The 24,040-nt window shown below is 39.9% G+C and carries 18 protein-coding genes; 7 read left to right on the top strand and 11 right to left on the bottom strand.

What is annotated here, in order from left to right; genetic code table 11:
* Nucleotides 1–32 precede the first annotated feature (32 nt).
* From J0M37_03335 to J0M37_03325, 3 genes are all read right to left on the bottom strand, one after another.
* A complete protein-coding gene (locus J0M37_03335) occupies nucleotides 33–1,655 on the bottom strand; it encodes an SBBP repeat-containing protein (GenBank protein MBN8584101.1) in 1,623 nt (540 codons plus the stop codon).
* Nucleotides 1,656–1,817: 162 nt separating this feature from the next.
* Nucleotides 1,818–3,956, bottom strand: a complete 2,139-nt coding sequence (locus J0M37_03330) for a T9SS type A sorting domain-containing protein (protein MBN8584100.1) — start codon at nucleotides 3,954–3,956, stop codon at nucleotides 1,818–1,820.
* 91 nt (nucleotides 3,957–4,047) lie between these two features.
* The gene (locus J0M37_03325; GenBank protein MBN8584099.1) at nucleotides 4,048–5,691 is read right to left on the bottom strand and encodes an SBBP repeat-containing protein; all 1,644 of its coding nucleotides are present in this window, start codon (nucleotides 5,689–5,691) and stop codon (nucleotides 4,048–4,050) included.
* 321 nt (nucleotides 5,692–6,012) lie between these two features.
* On the opposite strand from J0M37_03325, the gene J0M37_03320 reads away from it, so the two are divergent.
* Both J0M37_03320 and J0M37_03315 read left to right on the top strand, forming a co-directional pair.
* Nucleotides 6,013–7,494 (top strand): hypothetical protein, encoded by a 1,482-nt coding sequence (locus J0M37_03320; protein MBN8584098.1) that lies wholly within the window; start codon nucleotides 6,013–6,015, stop codon nucleotides 7,492–7,494.
* Nucleotides 7,495–7,514: 20 nt separating this feature from the next.
* Nucleotides 7,515–8,999, top strand: coding sequence for a hypothetical protein (locus tag J0M37_03315; GenBank protein ID MBN8584097.1), 1,485 nt, complete (start codon nucleotides 7,515–7,517; stop codon nucleotides 8,997–8,999).
* A gap of 61 nt (nucleotides 9,000–9,060) precedes the next feature.
* On the opposite strand, the gene J0M37_03310 is transcribed toward J0M37_03315, so the two are convergent.
* Both J0M37_03310 and J0M37_03305 read right to left on the bottom strand, forming a co-directional pair.
* Complete coding sequence (locus tag J0M37_03310; GenBank protein ID MBN8584096.1) at nucleotides 9,061–10,710, bottom strand: SBBP repeat-containing protein; 1,650 nt, start codon at nucleotides 10,708–10,710, stop codon at nucleotides 9,061–9,063.
* 37 nt (nucleotides 10,711–10,747) lie between these two features.
* A complete protein-coding gene (locus J0M37_03305) occupies nucleotides 10,748–11,017 on the bottom strand; it encodes a fibronectin type III domain-containing protein (GenBank protein ID MBN8584095.1) in 270 nt (89 codons plus the stop codon).
* Between the two features lie 299 nt (nucleotides 11,018–11,316).
* Here J0M37_03305 and J0M37_03300 point away from each other — a divergent pair, with 299 nt between their 5' ends.
* Complete coding sequence (locus J0M37_03300) at nucleotides 11,317–12,765, top strand: hypothetical protein (GenBank protein ID MBN8584094.1); 1,449 nt, start codon at nucleotides 11,317–11,319, stop codon at nucleotides 12,763–12,765.
* Nucleotides 12,766–12,870: 105 nt separating this feature from the next.
* Here J0M37_03300 and J0M37_03295 read toward each other — a convergent pair whose 3' ends face one another.
* Both J0M37_03295 and ettA read right to left on the bottom strand, forming a co-directional pair.
* Nucleotides 12,871–13,413 carry an NUDIX hydrolase gene (locus J0M37_03295; protein MBN8584093.1) on the bottom strand — a complete coding sequence of 181 codons (543 nt, stop codon included), beginning with the start codon at nucleotides 13,411–13,413 and terminating at the stop codon, nucleotides 12,871–12,873.
* Between the two features lie 165 nt (nucleotides 13,414–13,578).
* On the bottom strand, nucleotides 13,579–15,252 hold the full coding sequence (ettA, locus tag J0M37_03290; protein ID MBN8584092.1) for an energy-dependent translational throttle protein EttA: 1,674 nt from the start codon (nucleotides 15,250–15,252) through the stop codon (nucleotides 13,579–13,581).
* Between the two features lie 655 nt (nucleotides 15,253–15,907).
* On the opposite strand from ettA, the gene J0M37_03285 reads away from it, so the two are divergent.
* Nucleotides 15,908–16,213 (top strand): PAAR domain-containing protein, encoded by a 306-nt coding sequence (locus J0M37_03285; GenBank protein ID MBN8584091.1) that lies wholly within the window; start codon nucleotides 15,908–15,910, stop codon nucleotides 16,211–16,213.
* Nucleotides 16,214–16,327: 114 nt separating this feature from the next.
* Here the strand turns inward: J0M37_03285 and J0M37_03280 are convergent, their stop codons facing one another.
* From J0M37_03280 to J0M37_03265, 4 genes are all read right to left on the bottom strand, one after another.
* Nucleotides 16,328–17,011 (bottom strand): DUF1361 domain-containing protein, encoded by a 684-nt coding sequence (locus J0M37_03280; protein ID MBN8584090.1) that lies wholly within the window; start codon nucleotides 17,009–17,011, stop codon nucleotides 16,328–16,330.
* Between the two features lie 109 nt (nucleotides 17,012–17,120).
* Entirely contained in the window at nucleotides 17,121–18,446 is a 1,326-nt protein-coding gene (locus tag J0M37_03275; protein MBN8584089.1) for a caspase family protein, read from the bottom strand.
* 386 nt (nucleotides 18,447–18,832) lie between these two features.
* Complete coding sequence (locus J0M37_03270) at nucleotides 18,833–19,393, bottom strand: DUF4126 domain-containing protein (GenBank protein ID MBN8584088.1); 561 nt, start codon at nucleotides 19,391–19,393, stop codon at nucleotides 18,833–18,835.
* 118 nt (nucleotides 19,394–19,511) lie between these two features.
* The gene (locus tag J0M37_03265; protein ID MBN8584087.1) at nucleotides 19,512–20,972 is read right to left on the bottom strand and encodes a hypothetical protein; all 1,461 of its coding nucleotides are present in this window, start codon (nucleotides 20,970–20,972) and stop codon (nucleotides 19,512–19,514) included.
* A 202-nt stretch (nucleotides 20,973–21,174) separates the two neighbouring features.
* Here J0M37_03265 and J0M37_03260 point away from each other — a divergent pair, with 202 nt between their 5' ends.
* From J0M37_03260 to J0M37_03250, 3 genes are read left to right on the top strand one after another with little or no spacing between them, the layout of a single operon-like run.
* On the top strand, nucleotides 21,175–22,452 hold the full coding sequence (locus J0M37_03260) for a tail fiber domain-containing protein (GenBank protein MBN8584086.1): 1,278 nt from the start codon (nucleotides 21,175–21,177) through the stop codon (nucleotides 22,450–22,452).
* 17 nt (nucleotides 22,453–22,469) lie between these two features.
* Nucleotides 22,470–22,943 carry a T9SS type A sorting domain-containing protein gene (locus tag J0M37_03255; GenBank protein ID MBN8584085.1) on the top strand — a complete coding sequence of 158 codons (474 nt, stop codon included), beginning with the start codon at nucleotides 22,470–22,472 and terminating at the stop codon, nucleotides 22,941–22,943.
* 11 nt (nucleotides 22,944–22,954) lie between these two features.
* Nucleotides 22,955–23,896: a hypothetical protein gene (locus J0M37_03250; protein ID MBN8584084.1), complete on the top strand. Its 942-nt coding sequence runs from the start codon at nucleotides 22,955–22,957 to the stop codon at nucleotides 23,894–23,896.
* Nucleotides 23,897–24,040: the final 144 nt, after the last annotated feature.

Below are 24,040 nucleotides of genomic sequence, written 5' to 3'. Positions count from 1 at the left end.
TAAACTGTTTAAAATAATTCTCAGCAGCTTTTTTACTTTATCAGGATCATTTTTTTAACATCAGTAAATCCTGCAGTTTCCATCCTGTAAAAATATGTTCCTGATGCAAGCTGCGATGCATTGAAATCTATATTATACGAGCCTGCTTCAAGCACACCGTTAACAAGCTCAGCTGCCAGTTTGCCTGAAATATCATACACCGTAAGCCTTGTGTACGAATTATCAGGGATACTGAAAGATATTTTTGTTACCGGGTTAAAAGGATTAGGATAATTCTGCGAAAGCGAGAATTCAGTGGGTATTCCGTTTCTGTTCACAATTATATACGGATTTTGTGTGTATTTTACAACTAGAAACTGCTCGTACCATCCGTGGCCGCTTCCGGATTGGTCGCTCATACCGGCAATAATAATATTCTCAGATCCGTCAACAAAAATATTCCTCCCTTCACTTACCTTCCCCGAAACATTATATTTTTTGACCCACTTCTGGCTGCCCGAAGAGCTGTATTTTACCGTTGCCATCAGGTAGTTATCGTTGGCTTTTTTAAAATGACCCGTTACATATATATCACCGTCATCATCAACAGCAATATCACCGGCATAATCATCAGATGCATTGCTGCCATCTTCCCTTTTTAACCACTGGAAAGTTCCGTTAAGGCTGTATTTTACGGTTGCATAGTCATATCCCAAATTTGACATACTGTATCCCGTTACATATGTATTCCCGATATCATCAACCGCAAGTGATACTGCCTGGTCTTCTCCGTTTACAGGGCCGTTATATCTTTTTGACCACTGAATATATCCGGCTGCATTATACCTTACTGTAAGGTAATCATAATCTGTTCCTGCGCCTTCACTTATTCCTGTAATAAAAATACTGCTGTTATACCCCAGTACCATATTTCTGACACCATCAGTTCCATGCGCGGGACCGTCAAAAGTCCTTACCCATTGTTCTGTTCCCGATGAATTATACTTAATAAGCAAATAGTCATACCCGTTTGCAGGGGTTTCAGTGCTGCCTGCAACATAGATGCTTCCGTCTGAAGCAGCGGCAATTACTTTTCCCATATCGTAATTGCCGGAAGGACCGTCGTACGATTTTTCCCACAGGAGCGTTCCGCCTGAAGAATATTTTAAAGTTACGCAGTTAAGGTTAACGCTTGTCATTTCTTTTCCGGTGACATACACATTTCTGTTCTCGTCCAGCGCAATTCCCAGTGCAATATCCTGACCCGGGCCGCCGTATCTTTTTTGCCACAGTTCAGTTCCCTGGGAATTATATTTTATAGTAAGGTAATCAGCTGATAAATAATAGCTTTCACCCGTAACGTATACATTGCCTAAGTTATCAACAGCTATTGCATGCGGTATATCATCACGATCGCCGCCGTAATCTTCATTGAATTGCGTAAACCAAAGCCTTTCACCGGAAGGACTGTATTTTATTATCAGCCAGTCAAAGCTTTCGTTAAAAATCGTACCGATAACATAAATATTTCCGGCAGCATCAACTGTCATACCTTTCTGGTTCTCTGCGCCAAATTCCGCTTTCCATAACTGGTTTATATATGATGGCTCAGGCATTATCTGCGAAGTGCACTCTATCGTTAATCCGATTAAAATTATTAATATTATTGTTTTCATAGTTTTCTTTCTTTGTCATACCCGCGAAGGCGGGTATCCGGATTTATTTTTTATTTAAATACTTTTATGTACAACAATAAAATCTTTCAGATTGATACATTACATTACCAACTGTAGAACCGATCATACTGTATGCAGGCATGGGTTTCAAAAATAATCGCATTATTTCAGTAATATCATTTTTTTAACATCAGTAAATCCTGCAGTTTCCATCCTGTAAAAATATGTTCCTGATGCAAGCTGCGATGCATCAAAATCTATATTATACGCGCCCGCACTCAGTTCTTCATTCACAAGTACCGCAGTTTCTTTGCCCGTGATATCGAATACTGTGAGTTTCACAAAACCACTGTTTGGTAATTGGATCCTGATATTTGTTTTTGGGTTAAACGGATTCGGATAGTTCTGCCCTAAGGAAAATCTTTCCGGTACTTCACCTGAAATGTTTTGTATGCCGATTACGGGTGAGTTGTTGATCTGAATTCCCCATGCAGCTAAATATCCAATTTCCAGCCCCGAGACATCATTGATCCTGAGTTTCCATACTCCGGCGGAACTGTTCCCGGTGAAAGCGCTGTTAATACTGCCGGTCGTCTTAACCCGCGGAAGAAGGTTATAATATTTGTTGTTTGCCAGAATGCTGTCAGCCTGGTCATCAAAAATTGTTGTGAAATTATTACCCAAAGCAGGACTCACGTAACCGTTCATAAACTGGTAACTTTGACCGGTTGGTGAAATAAGCGTTACAACAAGCTGCTCCGCTGCGCCATGGTTAAAACTCAGATACAGGTTTACATCATTGATGTTTACATTATCCGGAATAAATATTGAATCATCAGTCATTCCGCCCTGCGTGCCCGTTACCGGGATCCTGCGGTCTGAAACCTTTTTATAGAATCCTTCACGAAAATTAATATTATCAGCTCTTACAAGCGGACTTGAAGTACTGTTAAATGCTGCAGTATTTGATAAGAAAGTATTTCCGTTTAATGTATAAACCTGAAAGTTTTTCTGTGCCCAGGCAGAACCATCGAAATTAAATACAAAACAATCACCCGCAGGAGCGTTTGTTTCATCCATGGATTCAAACATATATTTTTTAATATCACCAACTGAGCGCTCAAATTTATATACCCGCAACTCATCAATGTTGCCCTTTAGCCCTCTGCCTATATATACCGGTTCGGGATTTGCTGCCGGTGTACCCGATGATCCGTAGAATGCATCAAGATTGCCGTTGATATAGAGCGAGGAACTGCCCGATGCGGAAACAACCCATGCTACATGATACCATTTGTTGTATTCAATTACAGCAGAGCCGCTGTTGAAAACGGAATTGTTAATTGAAAAACTTAGTTTCTGTGAGCTGTTCACCATTAGCCTGTAGCCGTTACCGCCGGGCGCATTTTTATGGATTATGTATTGATTTACTGCCGAAGAGCCTGTTATATTTATCCATGCCTCAATTGTCATAGCGCCGGTAATGCTGTTGAGGGAATTGGTTGCTATTTCGGCATAAGAATCATTGTTTCCTTCAAAAACCAGTGATTCGTTCCCGCTTAAATAATCCGAAGGTCTGCTGCTGAGATCAACCGCTGTTACACCGCGGTTATATGTGGGATTCACCGAGATAGGGTTAAGTGAAAGGTCCTGAATCGTAAATGATGTACCCGAACTGTTTATTCTCTGGAACGGCATTGAAAACAGCAGCGATACATATTGCCCGTTTGAAATTGAAAGTGATGTTCTGAAACTTCTTCTTACCATGGTAGGATTTACTGCCTTTGTCCATATCCGCACTTCATCCATCAAACCTGTAAAAGTGTTTGCCCCGAATTTACCTATCAATAATGAATCGGTGTTATTGTTAGGCGTGCTGTTAATTATACTTATCACAGATGCGTCTTCAAGACCGTTCACAAACAATTTGTAACCATTAATTGAAACATCGTACGACCCTGCAACATGGCTCCATTTACCGGCCGGAATTACCGCCGTGCTTGTTATCCTGTTGGTACCGTTAGTTCCAAGTGATACCGTGTTGTTTGAATTCAGTCTAAGATAGTAACCGTTGGATGCGTTCCCCTTGAATATGATATACCTTACCCCGGAATTAACAGTGGGGTAAACCCACGCCTCCATTGTCAGGCTGCCAATTATATTCAGCGAAAGCGTGTTTGGGCAGGCGATGTATCCGCCATTTTCAAACTTTGCTGCCTGGTTCCAGAACATCTGCGCATGCAGCGATCCCGCTATAAGCGCTATGCTTAAGATGAAAGTTGCAATTGTTTTGTTTAACATTTTTGTTTACTCCTTTTGTACAGACCTGTATTGTTTAATTTTTCTAAAATTTCATTTGTCTCACATCTCACGTTTCACGTTTGACATTTCACTACTTCACCAAAATCATTTTCTTTACGTCGGTAAAACCATTTTCCCCTTTGTGGGTGTTGTCACCAACAACCATCCTGTAAAAATATGTTCCTGATGCAAGATGTGATGCATCAAAATCGATATTATATGTTCCCGCACTCAGATTTCCATTAATCAATACCGCAGTTTCTTTGCCCGTAATATCAAATACAGTAAGCTTTACTAATCCGCTGTTTGGCATTTGAATCCTGATATTTGTCACCGGATTAAACGGGTTAGGGTAGTTCTGCCCCAGGGAAAAACCTTCCGGCACTTCAGTGCCGAGCTGCGTTATACCGATGGGCTGCGAGTATTTTACTGTCATAAAATCAACCCCTGAAAATCCCGATGATAAACCCGTTACATATACATTACCGTTATTATCTGCTTTCACCATTACTGCATTGTCATCCACGGCAACAATGTTCTCATATAAAATTGTCCACTGTACTTCTCCGGCCGGTGAATATTTTACCGTACCAAAATCAAAATCACTTCCGCTGCTTATTGTGCTGCCCGTTACGTAAATATTACCAGAGCCGTCGATATCAATTGAAGAAGCTTTATCATCAGCGCCAACCAGTCCGCTGTTGAAGCTTTTTGCCCAAAGCTGAGTACCGTTGGAATTATAGGCAATTGTCATATAATCAAGCGATGTTGTATTCAGCCCCGTGCAGTAACCGGTTATATAAACATTTCCCTGCTGGTCATTAACTATTCCAACCGGTACATCTTCGCTTGCTGAGATCCTGTTATAGTTCTTTATCCACTGCTGAACACCTGCATTATTGTATTTTACGGTTGTGTAATCTTTTGCTGTTCCGTTGCCCAAAGTGTAACCGGTAACAATAACATTACCCAAATTATCTACTGTCAGCGATACCGCATCGTCATTTCCGTTGCCGTTACCGTCCAGCCTGGATGCCCATTGCAGCGTTCCCGAGCTGTTATATTTTACCGTAAGGAAATCATCATTGGATACACCCCTGCTTCTGCCTGCGGCATAGATATTTCCGGCAGCATCAATTATCATTTTACTCATAAATTCATTCCCGCCTGATGTTCCGTTATAGGTTCTTGTCCATAATTGAGAACCAGCGGGTGAATATTTTACGATCACAAAATCAGTACTGCCGCTCAGCGTTGATGACCAGCCGCCGGCATATACATTCCCCGAACCATCAACTGCCACGCTTACCGCCTCATCGTTATCGTTATTTGTTCCGTTATATCTCTGAACCCAAAGCTGGTTACCGTTTGCATCATATTTAATTGTTGCATAATCAGTTTCACTGCTGTTCCCGAAGCTGGAGCCGGTTATGTAAACATTTCCGGCAGCATCAACGTAAATATCCTTCGGAGTATCGTTATCGTTTGCGGGTCCGCTGTATACAGCTTTCCACAGGGTATCACCAGAGGGCGAATATTTGATCGTTAAGTAATCATTGTTTGCCGAGCCTGTTACGTATACATTTCCTGCTGCGTCAAAAGTAATTGCCCTGGCGTAATCATTAGCCGTACCGGTTGAATTGTATCTTTTTGCCCACTGCTGGCTTACCTGTGAGCTTGTGTCACGCGGCGAGCAGATGATCATTATCGCAATTATTGTTATTATACTTTTCATGTATCTCTCCTTAATAGAATTTATAAAAATTTTTTATACCGCCTTTAAGACCCGTCTGCTATTCTGCAGACAGGTCCTTTTTCAGCGTATCTCCGGTGGGATTTGGAGATGGAGAATTACCTAAAATTGAATTATTCTGTTCAGATCGAACATCGGTCCCCACCGGATTTTTTAACTGATACAAAGTTAGCCTGTCAGGCTGCCCCGTTTCAAAGAATTTTTATGCGGTTTTTCACAAAACTCTAAAACAGGTAATCTTAAAAAAACGTGAAATTTGTTTAAATTTTGCGTATTTTGAAGCGATAATTTTCATAAAAAATCATGATAAAAAATAAAGCTGTTGATGTTATTTCAACTTTTAATGAGCATGAACTGAAGCTGTTTTACCTCTACCTGCAGTCACCATTTTTCAATTCAAATAAAACCCTGGTCAAGCTTTTTAATGAAATAAAAAAAACATTAACCGGTAAAAAAGCCGGTGAAATAACCGAAGAAATTCTGTACGGAAAGATCTTTAAAGGAAAAAAGTATAACTACGGGATCATGAAGAACCTTATGAGCGAGCTCTTTAAGCAGGCTGAAAAATTCCTTGTGATCAATCTAAACAATAACACAATAAACGGAATAGACCAGCAGTTTGTACTGCTTGGTGAGCTTGAGCAAAGAGGTCTTGATGACCACTTCAGGCACACCCTGGCTAAAACAAAAAATAAGATCGAAGCCGCAAAGATCAGCGGCAGCTATTATTATAACTTAAGCAGGATCTTTGAAGCCGAAAAGGATTTTCACAGAAGCAGAAGCAGTCTGAATGAATATGTTCAGAACGGACTTTTGGTTATTGAACATATCTTTCCGCACGTCATTTCAATACTTACTGATGAATACGCAATGCGGTATGCTGCGGAACACTCAGCCAATAAAAGGCCGCAAACAGATCTTCTTGAGGAATTTATAGCGCGCCTTGATATCAGGGATTTTTCAGAGTTCATAAAAAACTCTTCTGTTAAACATAAGGATGATATACTGTTAAGATTGAATCTGATAGAGCTTCTCTCAGGCAGCAATAACGATGAAATATATTACAGGCTGCGTGATGTGATATTCAGTAATGCTGATTTGTATTCAAACAAAATGCTTGATACCCTTATAAACAACTATCTTCTCTTATATGCCGAAAAAAGAGCTTCTGAAGGAAGCAGGGAGTTTTATGCAGAAAAATACAATATTCTTAAAAAAATGTTCTCTTTGGTAAAAATGAACAGCGAAGATACAGGATATATCTTCCTTGCCGTGTATCTTGATACAGTGCTTTCAGGCATCAGGCTTGGCGATACCGGGTATGTATCATGGTTTGCCGAAGAGTTCAGAAAGGATGTTGATCCTTCTGTGAGGGATGTAGCCTACAGGCTTGCAAGGGCATATATTTTTGCTGCGGAAAAGGATTATGAATCAAGCCTTAAAGAGCTTGCCCTTACGGACCAGGCTGATTTTCATATAAAGCTCCGGACTAAATTTCTGTACCTCAGGTGCTGCTATGAGCTTGGACTGTTTGAACAGGGATTTTCTATGATCGATACATTCAAAAAATTCGTTGCCGATACCGGGGAGCTGCACCCTGATTTCAGGAAAAAGCTCAACGACAGCATCAGGGCTTATACAGGGTTGTTTAAAATATCTTCCTCACCTGAAAAATATGATGTACGAAAGCTTGATAAACATAGCGAATTCGTTAGATCTTCCGGTATAAATCCAAAGGAGTGGTATCTTGAAAAGCTTGAAGAGCTTAAACAGAAATATTTTTAATTTTTAACCGCGCACAAACTATGTTAAAAAATAAATCATTCGAAGTTATAAAAGCACTTTCACCGGCTGAGCTTAAATCTTTTGAGCTGTTTGTTGAGTCGCCGTATTATAATTCGAACAAGGCTGTGGTTAAGCTCTTTAAGCTGCTTCGAATGTACCTGCAGAAAAAATCCGGAAAACCGCTGCATGAAGAAGATCTGTTTAAGCGGATCTATCCCGGCAAAAAATACAATTACGGCATTATGAAAAACCTGCTCAGCGAGCTTTTCAGGCTGTGCGAAAAATTCCTTGCTGTGAATCCCGTGGAAGGTGAGCCCGGCAGGGAATTTGAAGATGCGCTGAACAGGCTTAAGAACTATAATAAACACTCACTCGAAAAGCTTTTTCTTTCAGAATATAATAAGCTTGAAGAGAAAACGGAATATTCTGTTTTAAGCACAGGGTATTACCGCAACCGCGGCAGGCTGCTTGAAACCCTTCACAAACACTATACAATAAAAAGCAAATATACCGGGGCCTCAGTTACATTGTATCCGATGAGTATTTTCAGCACATGCGATATGATTGCTACGATAAAAAAAGATATTGCGGGCATGGAATACCTGCAGAACCAGCTTAACTATATACCCGAAATAAATGTTACAGAAGCGTTTTACAGGAATTTTAATTTCGAAAATTTCCTGAAGGAAATTAAAGGGCTCCAGGCGGAACATTATAATTATATCAGCCTGCAGATAAGGCTGATGAAGCTTTATAGGGAACCTCAAAATTATGAGAATTACAGGGAGCTTAAGGATTTTATCATCAGCGGTATAGGCAACTATTCCAATTCTGAAAAATGGTTCCTTACATCGGCGCTTTTTGATTTTATACTTAACAATTATGTTATTTCAAGCTCAGAAGAAAATTTAAAAGAGCTGGCTTTTATCAGGAAAACGCAGCTTGCCAATGTTAAGTTCAACACAGAAGGCCTGGCGCCGCTGCAGGCAGGTGTTTTCAGGAATATCATTGAAGTATTTGTAATTATGGGAGACCTTGAGTTCGCGATAGAAGTTATAAATAAGCACCTGCCGGATATAGAAGAGAGTAAAAGGAAAAGTTCCTTTGCATACTCAATGGCGATTATTGAAGAAGCAAAAGGAAATAACGAAAAAGTACTTGAATATATCCGTGATGTTGAGTTTTCTGATTACCAGGCGAAATATTCGGTAAAAATGGTGGCGCTGGTTGCATACTATAACCTGGGGTATGTTGAGCAGGGACTCTCTGCCATAGACTCCATGAAACACTTTATGAAGGATGCGGCAGAATTTAACGAACAGATGAAACTGCATTTAACTTCACGTGTTATGGTGCTTGAAAAGCTGTTTAAAATCAAAGCTAACCCGGAAAAGTATTCACTTAATGATATTATAGAGCTGGAAAAATCTGCAAAGATGTATCTTGCAGCACGTAAAGACTGGTTCATGAGAAAAACAGCAGAGCTGAAAGAACTCGTAAATTAAAGATCCCTCCTTCGTTGACGAAGGAGGGATAAAGAACGTTACAAAACTGATTGTTTCTGTGTTACTTTACAACCACCATCTTTTTAACATCGCGGAAACCGGCTGTTTCCATGCTGTAAAAATATGTGCCTGATGAAAGCATGGAAGCATCGAAATCCACATTATAAACACCCGCTGAAAGATCTTCATTTACCAGTACAGCAACCTCTTTTCCTGTGATATCATATACTTTCATCAAAACGAACCCGGATTTAGCAATATTCAAACGGATATTGGTGACCGGGTTGAACGGGTTAGGATAATTCTGTGAAAGCGAGAAACCTTTGGGTATTTCGCTGCTGATATTTTGAATGCCAATTGTCTGTGAATATTTTATCGTTGCGTAATCTCTGGCGGTATTGCTGCCCCGGCTGGTTCCGGCAACATACACGTTTCCGGAAGTATCAATTGCCAAAGGTCTTGATTCGTCATATGAATTTCCGGTTCCGTTATATCTTTGCACCCACTGCTGAACACCCGATTGATTATATTTTACTGTCGCATAGTCATAATCTGTACCGCTGCCAACGCTTGAGCCTGTGATGTAAATATTTCCGGCAGCATCAAGAACCAAAGAAAATGCATCTTCACCGGCGTTTCCGGGTCCGTTATAAGTTACGAGCCATTGCTGAGCGCCTGAAGAGTTATATTTTATTGTCGTATAGTCTGACCCTGAGGAAACGCCTGCGCTGTAACCTGTGATATATACATTTCCGTCCGCATCAAGAACCAAAGATCTTGCATTGTCATTTGCATTTCCGGGTCCGTTATAAGTTTGTATCCACTGCTGAATTCCTGAAGAGTTATATTTTATTGTTGTAATGTCATTTCCTGTTCCGTTACCGCCGGTGAAACCTGTTACGTAAATGTTTCCGGAGGCATCTACAGCAAGTGAATTTGCTACATCCGTTGAATTTCCGGGTCCGTTAAACCTTTTTTCCCATAGCTGGGTGCCGGTTGGGTCATATTTAATTGTTAACCAGTCATATCCGGTACCAACACCTGTGCTGTAACCCGTGATATATACATTACCCGAAGCATCGATCTTTAAGTCAGAAGGTGAGTCAGACGAGCTTCCTGTACCGTTATAAGTTTTCATCCATTGCTGCATTCCGGACGAATTATATTTCAGAACAATATAGTCATAACTGGTTGCGCCGGTTAATGTAACACCTCTTACAAACAGGTTACCCGAAGCATCAAGGAGTATTTGTCTTCCCTCATCCTGCATATTTTCCGGTCCATTAAATCTTTGCAGCCACTGCTGTACACCCGAAGAGTTGTATTTGATGGTTATTATATCGCTTTTTGTTCCGACTCCATAACTTTCTCCCGTTATGTAAACATTTCCGGAACCATCGACAATTATTGAATTTCCTATATCCGTACTGTCCGCAGGTCCGTTATATCTTTGCAGCCACTGAACAGAACCGTTATTATTATATTTGATAGTAACAATATCATAATAAGCTCCGCTGCTGCCAATGCTGCTGCCCGTAACATATACATTTCCTTCCAGGTCAACTGTCATCGCACTTAAAAATTCCGTACTGTCCGCAGGTCCATTATATCTTTGAGTCCATATTTCACCAACCTGTGCACTTGAAACCCCGGCATTAAACATCAGTATTACAATTACAATTAAAAATAGCGTGAATAAATTTGTTTTCATTTTTAGATTTGTTTAATTATTTAATTAGTTAAAATTTTTATATTCTTTTTGATATTTCACTGCTCCATTTGCCCTGCCCTTTTGAAGTAACACTTGCAACCCGGAAGCTATAAGTGACATTCTTCTTTAAACCGGTAACTTTATAGCTTGATCTTGAAACCATGTCTATGGTTTTCCAACCGGGATTTCCGTTTTTTTTCATACACATTTCCAGTACATAATATTTAGAATCCTTTGATGGCTCCCATTGAAGATCAATATCTCCTTCGGTATCTCCATGCGTAGCGTAGAATTTTTCAATTTTCAATTTGCACCTCGTTTAATTCTTTCTTACAAAAATATACTCAAATACACGCCCCGGCAAAGAAACTAAATGAATGAATATGAACCCGCTGAATACGGTAAAATGCAGGCTCAAATCTGAATTTGTTTAAATAATGCGGAAATCAATAAATTTATATGGAAACAAAATTGCGGCTGGTTTAATACACTTCTTCTGCGGAAACTTTTTGAACGAAGTTTTGCACCTTAGGTATGGGATAAATTCAATTCTTTAGAATGTCTGAAAAAAACATTAATTTATCCCCAAAATAAAAGAAAAATTGAATGTTAAAGAGCAGCTTATTGCAAATTGTTGGCAGTTTATCTTCACAGGAGTTCAGGGAATTCGGTGATTATGTCCGCTCACCCTTCTTTAATAAAAATGAATCTGTTACCAGGCTGTATGATTACCTGGCATTGAGCTTTCCTGATTTTGAAGATGAATTGCTGAATAAAGAGTCAATGTTCAAAAAGCTTTTTCCCGGGGCAAAATATAACGAAAGTTTCGTGAAAACATTAATTTTTAACCTCACACATCTTGCAGAAGATTACTTAGGATACATCCAGTACCGCAAAGAACCGCTGGGAGAAGAAACACGGATATTAAGAGAGCTTGAAGAAAGAAACATCGAGGGACCTTTTTTAAGGAAGTTAAAAGCGGCAGAAGGTAATCTTGAAAAGGTAAAATATAAGAACGAAAACTTTTTTCTGAGCAAGTATAATATGCAGTCTTTCAGGGAAGCCCACTGGCTTAGTAACCAGAGATTCCTTAACTACAAAGACCTGCCCGAACAGGAAGCTTACACAAAATACAGGTCAATATTAACATTCTTTTTCATTAAGATCTTAAAAGAGTTCAGCCTTGTTGACACACAGAAAAAGATCGTAAATTTTGAATACGAATTTGAGTTTATGGATATATTATTTGAGTATCTGAAGGAAAACTACGAAAAATACAATTCAACGCTTCTCAGCCTGGTATTTAATAAAGCTCTTATGCTGAAGGAAGGCAAGCCTGAATATTACCTGAAAACAAAGGAGCTGCTTGTTGACGAAATGGAAAAGATTGTATGGATAGACCGTTTTAATGCCATGTCAGCGCTCTCAGCGTTTGCAATCGATCAGTTTTATAAAGGCAGCGCTGATTATATGAAGGAAAGATTTGAACTGCATAAAATTATTTTAGAAAATAATCTATACAGTTCCTCAGAAAAAGGGGGTTACTTTGATGAGCAGCTTTTTATTAACATAGTTGTTGTGGCTATCCAGATGAAGGAGCTTGTTTGGTGCGAAAATTTTATAAAGAAATATGAGCCGCAGCTAAATCCGGAATATAAAATAAATCCCGGATGCATTTCGCGCGCAAGGCTCAGCCTGGCCTTCGGCAGGCATGAGGAAGCCCTGATGAGCCTGAGCAAAATAACATCGTTAAACAACGCTTCGCACAAAACAAATATTAAGAACCTGACTCTAATGATATATTTCGAAATGGAGCGCTTCGTAGAGGCTTTGGATGTTGCCGATACTTACCGGAAATTCCTTTCAAGGGATAATTTACTTCCAATGGCGCAAAGAGAAAGAAATTCTAATTTTCTGAAATATTATAACTCTCTGCTGAAGTTTTCAGGCAATAAAGAAGCGTTAAGTAAGATACAATCTGAAATTTCCAATACATTTAATATAAACGAAAGACAATGGCTGCTGGAGAAAATTGAGCAATTGATGAAAAAGTAATTCTGAAGGAAATTCAAATGATAAATTTAAAAATAAATAAAAACCGGCACTTTTGTAATATTTGCTTAGAGTCAATTCAAGGGTTTTGGACGAACAATATGTTAATTATTTATCCTTCAAATACAACAATGCCCTGTATATACAAGCCATTGAGCCAGTTACCTCTATAGTGTTATTTTTTACTAACTCTTCAAGTTCATCAATCGGAATTTTTACCAGCTCAATTTCTTCCTGTGGGTCAATTATTGGTTCTGCCGTTTTTATGCAATTTTTTGCCAAAAAGAGGTGCATTTTATGTGTATCCTTTGTAGGGTAATCATAAAATTCACCAAAGTTTATCCAGCTATCTGAGCCTAAACCTGTCTCTTCCAGAAGTTCACGCTTTGCCGCAGAAAGAGCATCTTCTTTTGATTCATCAAACGTACCGCCCGGTAATTCCAGTGTTATTTTATCTATAGGGTAGCGATATTCCTTCTTAAGCATTACATGTTTTTCATCTATAACAGGAAAAATAATTGCAACATCTTTATTTTCCATTATGTAATAATCATTAACAACCAGCTCATCATTTATCTTGACAGTATCTTTCCGTACTTTCAGCCATTTGGAATTAAGTATGTATTCGCTTTTTAATTTTTTCCAGCTCATAAATTGCTTAGTCTGATAAAGCTCCGTTAGGAGCGATATGTTTGTAGCTTTGTAAGAATATTTTTCTTAGAGCTCCGTAGGAGCGACATGTTTTTAAATGTTTCTATATAACAGAATTTTTTCTCCGGAAAGATTTCAGAAAACACCTCACCTCAACACTATAAACTACTCCACCAGCTTTTTATATCTCACCCTCTTCGGTTCAATATCACCAAGGCGTTTTTTCTTGTTCTCTTCGTAATCGGTGTAGCCGCCTTCAAAGTAATAAACTTCGGAATCACCTTCAAATGCCAATATATGCGTTGCCACTCTATCCAGAAACCAACGGTCATGTGATATAATCACAGCACAGCCTGCAAAATCCTCAAGCGCTTCTTCAAGGGCTCTGAGTGTGTTAACATCAATATCGTTTGTCGGCTCATCAAGCAATAAAACATTAGCCTGTGATTTTAAAGTAAGCGCAAGATGCAGCCTGTTGCGCTCACCGCCTGAAAGCACTCCGACTTTTTTGCTCTGGTCTGTGCCGCTGAAGTTGAAGCGCGAAACATACGCGCGGCTGTTGAACTGCTTGCCGCCAAGCTCAATAAATTCCGCTCCTTCTGATATTGCTTCCCATACGGTTTTATTGGGATCTATTTCAGCATGCGCCTGGTCAACATAGCCAACCTGCACGGTTTCACCAACCTCAAACTCGCCCGCATCAGGCTTTTCAGTGCCGAGGATCATTCTGAACAGCGTTGTTTTACCCGCTCCGTTTGGACCGATGATACCCACAATTCCCGCCGGCGGCAGCTGAAAGTTCAGGTCATCAAACAAAAGCTTATCGCCGAAGGCTTTTTTAATTTTTACGGCATCAATTACTTTGTTGCCAAGCCTTGGACCGTTCGGAATAAATATCTCAAGCTTCTCTTCTTTCTGCTTGGTATCTTCGTTCATCATTGTATCATAATTCTGCAGCCTTGCTTTTGATTTTGCATGCCTTGCCCTTGGGGACATCCTTACCCACTCAAGCTCACGCTCAAGTGTCTTGCGGCGTTTTGATTCCTGCTTCTCTTCCTGCTCTAATCTTTTGGTTTTCTGCTCAAGCCAGCTTGAGTAATTTCCTTCCCATGGAATCCCCTCGCCTCTATCCAGCTCCAATATCCATCCCGCAACATTATCAAGAAAGTACCTGTCATGCGTGATTGCAATTACCGTGCCTTTATACTGCTTCAAATGCTGCTCAAGCCAGTCAATTGATTCCGCATCAAGATGGTTGGTCGGCTCGTCAAGTAAAAGTATATCAGGCTCTTTTAATAATAACCGGCATAATGCAACACGGCGTTTTTCGCCGCCGCTTAAATTTTTGATAAGCGCGTCACCTTCAGGTGTGCGGAGCGCATCCATTGCGCGCTCAAGCTTCGCGTCAAGCTCCCACCCGTTAAGGTGATCTATAAGCTCAGTCAGCTCGCCCTGTCTTTCGATAAGCTTCGTCATTTCATCATCATCCATCGGCTCCGAGAACTTATTGTTCACTTCTTCATACTCTTTTAATATATCAACAATTTCCTGCGCGCCTTCCTGGATTATTTCCTTTACGGTCTTCGTTTCATCAAGGTACGGCTCCTGCTCAAGCAGCCCGATGGAATACTCCTTGGTAAAATGTACTTCGCCGTCAAAGTTATCTTCAACACCTGCAATTATTTTCAGCAAGGTTGATTTACCCGAGCCGTTAAGACCGATGATACCTATCTTAGCCCCGTAAAAAAACGAAAGGTAAATGTTCTTTAATACCTGTTTCTGCGGTGGAAAAGTTTTGCTTACGCCTACCATTGAAAATATGATTTTATTATCTGCCATCAGCGATATTTGTATTTATGTTTGTAATTTTATGGTAAGAGGCAAAGATAACTATTTGCATTTAAGCATTAAATCCAATACTTAAGGTACTAAAACAGGAAATTATTTTTAAAATATCTTCTCCTGTATAGAGGTTCAAAGCGATTACCTGGTTTTTCAAACATAATTTTTACGGTTTTTAAATGGATATTTATCATATTTGCAATTAATGAAAATCATAAAAAGATCAGTTTGAAATTTATATATTTTCCGGGATTCTCTGCAGAAAATTAACCGCATATACCGAAAGGAGCTTTAAATGAAAAAATTATTGATCTTCCTTTTACTGTTCCCTTTGTTAAGTTTCACCGATAAAAATTACGAAGCATTTAAAAGTATTTCCACCGTTTCTGTTAATATTATATATGTTACAGGATACAGCCCTTCGGTGTTTAATAGCGGATGGGTTTTTTCAGCCTCAGGTATTGATAACATTACCGGAGCTGATGTTTCTGATAAAATTGAGTGGAGCGGGACTTTTGAAAGCTGCACAAAATCCGGTGATTATGTTTATCCCGTATTCAGTAATTTGGGACCGAATGAAATTACATTGACGTGTTTAATAAATGGCAGTAAAATAAAAAGAACATACAGGTTCAATGTTGTAAACAGTGATATGTATGCCGCAGTTGGAGATATTGCCAGGTGCCAGGAAGATTCCCACGGCTGTACCGGATGTCCGCATACGGTTAAAGGACCCATTACTACAGGCAGCCCAACAATTAAAGTAAGGAATAAGCCTGCGGCAAGGATGGGAGATACAGGAATTCATAAAAGTCCTAACTCATGCTGCGGGCAAAATACATTTACCATAATAGAAGGTGACCCCACTGTTCTTATTGACGGCACACCTGCAGCCAGGATCATGGATATGACACAGCATTGCGGCGGTGTTGGCAGGATCCTGGATTATGGAGATTGAGTATCCGGGTATCCCATTTCCGAAGTTTTGATCATTATGACGTGTAATGGACTAAGGGAGCCGCATCTATTGTTTTGTTTCAGTTTGGGGTGGTTTGAAGGAAAGTTCATATTTTTATTTTTCTGCTCGCCCAGGCTTAAACATCATAACCAGTGTTACATATCCAAAGATCAGGACTACAGAAAATAATATTGTCATCAGCATTGTGCGCGGATGCTGCATTGGGTGAATAAAACGGTTTGCTATATCAACAAACAGCTCCACCGGATTTGTTAACACATCCCAGCTGTTAAAACGCTCATACCTGCCGAGATATATTCCGAAGCTGCCCAGCACCAGCGAAAATATGGCGAACGCCCAGCCTTTAAAAGCGTTATACTTTCTGGCTAATGCGGTTTGAATATCATAAAGAGAAATGAATCCAAGTATCAAACCGTTCCACGCAAATGAAAGTATCATTCCAAGGTCATACCAGTATGGTATTCCTGCTTTTTTATCGAGGTGAAAAAAATCTGTTACAATATAGGGCGCATTGGGGAAAAGCAGCAGCCACACTGAAAGAATTATTCCCGTAAGCAGCAGTGAATTTATCTTCTTATAATACAGCAGGAACAATGTACTTATCACATACGGTAAAATGGCAAGGAATAAATTCCAGATCAGAAATAAATAAGTATTGTAGCCTGAGTAGTATACCCTGAAGGCTTCAATTGATACGCTTAAAAGGCATGACATTGCCAGAATAACAGTTACACTTAGCCTGTTATTTTCCCGTAAATTGCTGATAAATGATGACATAATTTCGATTTTAATGGTCTGATTTTGGTTTTCTTCTTTAACGTAAAGGTAGGTAGTTTGGTTTCAAATGTCTATCCTGAGCGTAGCGAAGGATCCATATATAGATTCTTCACTTTGCCCAGAATTTTATTCTTTCTTTACCAACCCATTCATCCCAAACATAGCTGTAATTATTGTAGCGGATAAAATACTTCCCGTCTTTTTCTTCAAGCACTTCCGCGGGATACCATGAGCCCTTTGATTCCACCTGTACAGTTTTTTCCTTCCCTGTTCTGATCCTGTCATAAGCAACCCACTCATTCCAGAAATCCTCGTAGCCATCATACTTGATATAATAGAAGTCATTTTCAGATCTTTTTATTTCCGCATCATACCACTTGCCTTCCCATGAAACCTTTATCTTATCACCGTTAGAAAAGCTCACGAAGTGTATCGGCTGCAGCTCGCTTTTGTTAAATGTTTCCGTGGATTTATCGCTGTAATCATAGAATTCACATTCAATTTTGTTGTTATCCGCATTTAATATTCTTACTGCTGCCAAATCATTGCCTTTTGGCGCCATAAAATATGAACCAACACGGAAATCTGAGTTCCCGGTTCCAATTTTGCCGGTTGATTTTGATAATGCGCTTGTTTCATCTACCCCGAACAGCTTAAAACCGCACATCTGCCTTTCGCGGTATTTCATCGCATCGCCAAGCTCAGTGCCGGTTTCACTGATCGAAATTATTCCGTCATTGTTCCTGTCGGCTAAGGGCAGCCCCGAAAGGCAATCAATTATTGATTGTGTAAAAGTCCAGTTGGCAGTTGATATATTACACGATGCCGCTGAAGTTAACACAATTACATTCTTACCCACGGAGCTTATCCTCTCCGCTTCATCAAGCAGCGCACCCGAGTAACAGCAGTCAGCCAGCAGCCAAACAAGCCTGCCTTTGAATTTATCGCGTACAGCATCACCAAGCCAGCTTACATCAAAACCCGTGCTTTTATATTTCCCTGTTGTGATATCATAGCTTGCGAAATATATCTTGCTGTCATCATCTTTTACACCGTGACCGGCATAATAAAAAATAAACTCTGAACCTTCCGGCGCTTTTTCAAGCGCATCCAGCACAGCAGTTTTCATGGCATCAACTGTTGATTCGTTATCTATAAGCAGCTTTACATTTTTGGGCTTCATACCCTGTGATTTAAGCAGCGTATACAGCTCTTTATCTTTCCTGTTGCGGCTGCTGAATGGCGAAAATCCCGGGTCCTTCCACTCCAGCACGCCTGCTATTACACCATATGTATTTTCACCGGGCTTTATATCGGAAGTGATAACGGTATTGCCGGTTTTCTTTTGCTTCGAATCGCGGGAAGTAAGCTCGTTTAACTTTGAGCAGTTAACGAACAATGGAAGCAGAACGAGAAGTAATATAAATTTTTTCATTTGTTCAAAATCCCCCTTGTAAAGGGGGAGGATATTTTCAGGATTTTATTATGTGCGGATTATTCGATACCGCTAATTTATATAACTCTGCAACGGGGAGTTGTTTACCCCAATAATCTATTTTTATGAACTAAACTGGGACTAAAGCCCCACAGGTTGAGGGCAAGATTAATCCCCGCTCTAAACTGCCGGAGCAGTCAGGAGAGCTGGGCAAATTAAAAAAATATTTCTTTACGAAACGACATATATCTGAGTATTCTAAGGATTGCCTAACCATATTCTCTAACTTTAACCATGTTAGTTGAGTTGCCACGACCTTTAGGTCGTGGATTAAGAAAATAAATATTATGGGCTTTAGCCCCCATTGAAAATAATATAAACCATGCTCATCTTTTAATCCTTGAATCATGGTTCTTCTTTTTACTAAGCCTCCAGCCAAAGTATCCAAGTACACCAAGAGCTATTACACCCATTACAACCGGTATCAACACAGTAAGCACACTCATAACGAACGATGTTATATGTTCAAATGTCGCTATTAGCCAGTTTGCCCACCCGGCTGTGAAAGCAGTTGATTTCAAACGAGCCATGCTTGCGCCGCTTTTTATCACTGCGGCTGAGCCGCCGCCTACTATAATACCAAGTGTCCACTGCACCATCGGCGGCACATCGGTTATGAATGTTACCGAAAGCAGTGTACCTGCAATTGCCGCAAGCGGGACTGAAATTGTATCGAGCGCATTATCAAGCACAGGAATGTAATAGGCGCCAATTTCCGCAATAGTTGCGGTCAAAAATATTGCGAACGCCGGCCATGAACCCATCCATTCAAATCCCCCGCCGATATTCACAATGCCTGTTAATGAGGCAATGTTGCTTATCAAAAGCGGCACAAATACGCGGAAGCCGCAGCTTGCTGCGAGCCCTAAACCGAGACAAATACCGATTGCTATATCCATATTCCTTAATCCGTAATTTCACAAATATATGCATATTCAAAATAAATATGCTTTAATTTAACTGCACAAAATCCTTATTGTTCCTTAAAAATGTACCTGAAATTTATCATCTTCTCATCATTTCCGCTGCTTTATTCAGCAGCCAGGTTTTACCGTAATAGCTTCTTTCAGCGGATATCTTCTTTATGGCAGCAGGCAGGGATGAAGTGTTGTTATCCATTCTGCAGGCGAGAATTTTTTTATATCCTGAGGCAAAATACGAAGCGGAAGCTTTATGGGCAACCGGCATTTTGCTGCTTTTGTTCAGCATATGCACAAATGCATCAGCATTGCTTAACGCTTCCTGCAGGTAGTTAAGCTCATAATAAAGCATCAGCCTTAATATTCTTATATCATAAAAATATAGGTTCTTATCCATCTGGAATTTTTCTGACTTAAGCAGCGAAAGCTTCTGGAGTGCTTCTTCAAATTTTCCTTTATGGAAAAGTATCAGTGACTCGTAATATTTGCCAACCGATTCATTTCCTTTTTCCCTTACATCCCGGATATATTTATTGAATACATATTCGCTCCATTTAAGGTCTCCGGTGTTTATTCCTGAAAGAATGAAGTTCCTGAAAAAAACAAAAAGCATTTTTACTTTGCCTGTTGCAAAATATACGTTTTCGATTTTTTTATAAACAAGGTTCTTTTCCTTAAGGTAATATCTTCGTTCTTCGCCTGTTGTATTTTTAAGTACATCCGAAAGGAGATCAAGCATATATATATAGCCTATGTAAATGCTCCTGGTGCTGTTTATCTGCTTATTTGAAAATATGTAAGTCTTTATTTCTTCATACAGCTGTTTATCTTTTGTGGAGTTCATAATCACAAGAGTAAGGTAATGGCATATCAGCTCTTTGTTCTTTATCTCAGAGCTTTTAACCGTGCTGTAAAGCTTCTTCAGGTCCATACACTCTTCCAGGTGGAATGCCGCGTTTCTGTTTCTGTCCTTTTGGGTGGAGTAGAATGTTTTCTGGCGGAAGACCTGTGAAACCTTGTAAAGGAAATGAATTAAATGATACTCCATCGAGAGATCTGTATGAAGATCCCAGTTGATATATTTATCGGTATCAAGAAAGTAATTGCCGTACTCATCATCCAGCAGCAGGTGCTGCATTACATCTTCATCTTCAAATAAATTCAGCTTAGAATTTTTTTCATACTTTTTCTTTGCAGAAAGAAAATGACCGTACAGCTTTTTTTGCCTTAACCCGTAGAGCAGGTTCTGCTTTTCATACCTGCCGCTTTCTAAGGAAATAAACTTTTCTGCAAGCTTTATCAGGTTTGAAAGGAGCCTGTTCATCAGGTCTTTATTGTATTTTTTGCCGGGATAAACTACAGCAAAAAGCTTTTCACGTGTGAAATCCTTGCCGCCGAATGAAGGGTAGAATTTTTTTATTTCTTCATATAATAAGGCAGTGTTTGCGCTGGTATTAAAATAAGGTGAGCTTACAAATCTGCTGAAACCCCTTATCTCAGCCTTTGAAAATGATTTTAGGATATTTATAAATGCTGAATCTACCATAAAAAACCTTTCATTTTAGAAGGTGTAATATTGTTAAAATCTGTAAAATTTAAGCAATATTCAAGCTAATTCCCGTATAAAATCTTTCATTTTGAGCTTTAAATTTCTTTGTTCTGTGTAAACTTTAGTTTTATGTTTGAATCATTTCTAAGGCAAATTGGGGTAACATTTAAAATTAACGGAAAACAGGTTTATGCAGAAATTGACCAGAAACATTTTTTCAGCGGTTATTGCGCTGATAGTTTTTTCAGCAGCCGCCTTCAGCCAGAACATTAACGGCAAGCTTGGTACAGGCGGACAGTTTATAATCAGAGATACAGCCGCAACATATCTTTCGCTGGCGCAGAATACTGGGTATCTTTCGCTTAACAGAAGCCTTGTACTTCCGCTCACAATTTCATCAGGTACCGGAATAATCTTCAAAGGCTCATCGCGGTTCCTGCATGATTACAAAGGTACGGGCACTTCAGGCGAAAATCTTTTCCTCGGGTTAAACAGCGGAAACTTTACGCTTAGCGGTACCGGAAGCGAAGGCAGCTATAATATTGCAGTTGGTTCCAATATTTTGAGCATGCTTACAACCGGATATGCAAACTGCGGTATTGGTTCGCAGGCGCTTATGATGAATACATCAGGCTACCAGAATACAGCACTGGGCAGGTACACCATGTACAGCAATACAACAGGCTATAATAATACCGCAATGGGTTACCAGGTACTTTACAATTCCACAACAGCTTTGCAGAACACTGCTGTTGGTACGCAATCCATGTTCAATAATTTAACCGGGAATAACAATTCTGCTTTTGGATATTACTCATTGTACAGCAATCAAACCGGGATCAGAAATACTGCATTGGGCTTTACTGCGCTCTACGGCAATGTTTCCGGCAATGAAAACACAGCAGTCGGAAACCAGTCGCTATATAATCTGACCGCCGGCAATAATAATATTGGTATAGGCAGCGATGCCCAGGTGCCCAGCAATACCGGCAGCAACCAGGTTAGAATAGGCAATACCCTGATATCCTATGCAGGTGTTCAGGTTGCGTGGACTATCACAAGCGACAGAAAATGGAAAGAAAATATAAAGAGCTCAGAGCTTGGACTGAGTTTTATCAGCAAACTTCGGCCCGTATCTTACTTCAGAAAAAATGATCAGGGTAAAAGAACCGAATACGGCTTTATTGCCCAGGATGTTGAAGAGACCCTTATGGAAGAAGGAATAAAGACCTCCGGAATTATCTCCAAAGATGATAACGGCAATTATGAAATGCGATACAATGATCTTTTTGCGCCGATGGTAAAAGCTATTCAGGAGCTTCAAGCTCAAAATGATGAGCTGAAGAATGAGAACACAAAGCTTTCTGCGGAAATTCAGTCACTGAACATGCTTAAAGATAAGCTTACCCGCCTTGAAGAAACTGTAAAAGAGCTCTCCGGGGTAAAGAACGCTTCAATGACTGAAAACGAAAAGTAGAACCAGAGGAAAGAACTTTGAAAACAATAGCAATAACATTTTTTCTTGTGCTGTTAATTCCGCTGAAGGCGCAAAGCGTTCTAACGCTTGATGCAGGGACATCGCTCGGGGTTTTAACAACCGCGGATATATGCGCGGGCATTATTAACGGAGGCGGTATACTGTACGGTGATGGCACAATTTGCGGCGGACTTGTCAGCACGGGAGAAGTAACAAACGAAATGCCCTTAAGTTTTGAGGTCTTCAGTAATTATCCCAATCCTTTTAATCCTGTAACAACAGTAAAATACCAGATTCCCGCAGCCGGTTTTGTAACAGTAAAGCTGTATGACCAGCTTGGCCGTGAAGCCTTGAAATTATTTGAAGGAGAGCAAAATACCGGCTTTTACAGCATGGTTATAAATGCAGGCGGACTTGCTTCGGGAATTTATTTTTTGAAGGTCAGTTATAACGGAATTTTTAAAATATTAAAGATCAGTTTAATAAAGTAAGGGGAATAATTATGCTGAAAAAATTATTTTTTCTGCCGGTATTTGCTGTAATACTAACAGCATTTAATTTTTCTTTTTCCGCAGGTAAGCCGGTGTTTGCAGGCGGACCCCATGATTCACTACTTTTCGACGGAAGTAACTCCAGTCCCGGAAAAAACTTAAGCAGGGGTAATTATGACGGCGGCTACTATCCGTGTTCATGGAAGGTTGTTAAGCTGAAAGGATATGCGTTCGGGACAGTTCGGAAAATGGATGTCGGGAACATGTGCGGCCAGCCCGATACATCGTATTACGTTGTAGATGATACCCTGAAGGAAGGTGATATCCTTTCTGACGGGACCGTTATTGAAACCGGCGCAGGAGCAATGATATCAGTAGCTGTGTTTATGAAAAGTGACCCCACGCGGACGGGGCGCTTTTTTATGACAGCACATGAATATTCGCTTATGAAAATTCCGGTGCTTGATGCATTATGCGAACAATTGAAGATCGAGTGGCAGGGCGAGCTTGCCCAGAAAGTACTTATTATCAAAGGAAAAGTTACCTATGATTCCCCGCCTTCTGATAAGGTTAAAATCAGAACAGAAGGGAAAAGATCTTCGGTTCGCCATAACAAAACAAAGTATTCCCATGAAGTGCTTGTTGATGGCGGGGACAGTATTGATGTTGTCCGTGTGTATGAAGGCTCTGTCGAGATTTCGCATATACTGAGCGATTTTTCTGATTATGAATCAAAAGGAAAAGAAATGGAGCAGCTTGCGCAGGATTTCCAGGCCGGAAAAATTACAATGGAAGAAATGACAACAAAAATTGAAGAGTTCCAGGCTAATACCGGCAAGCTTTCAGATAAGATGAAACCATTTATAGTTGACCAGGGCAATAAATGTATATTGGGCAAATCATCCTACAGCATTGAACCGCTTGGTACGGGTGATGAAGATGAAGCAAAATAAATAATTCGCTTCTGCCCATGATATGAATTTGCTCTGATGAGGATATTAAAATTACTTTAGTTTTTTAACCGTAAATCCGGTTAATACAGATTTTTTGTATTCACCGGAAACTAAGGTTACCGCCCGGTGTTTATCTTTAGAGGA

This window comes from Ignavibacteria bacterium (assembly GCA_017303675.1).
Lineage (GTDB): Bacteria > Bacteroidota > Ignavibacteria > Tepidaquicellales > OLB5 > OLB5.
Note: the sequence above shows the minus strand (reverse complement) of the source record. Positions and strands in the feature narration are given on the sequence as shown.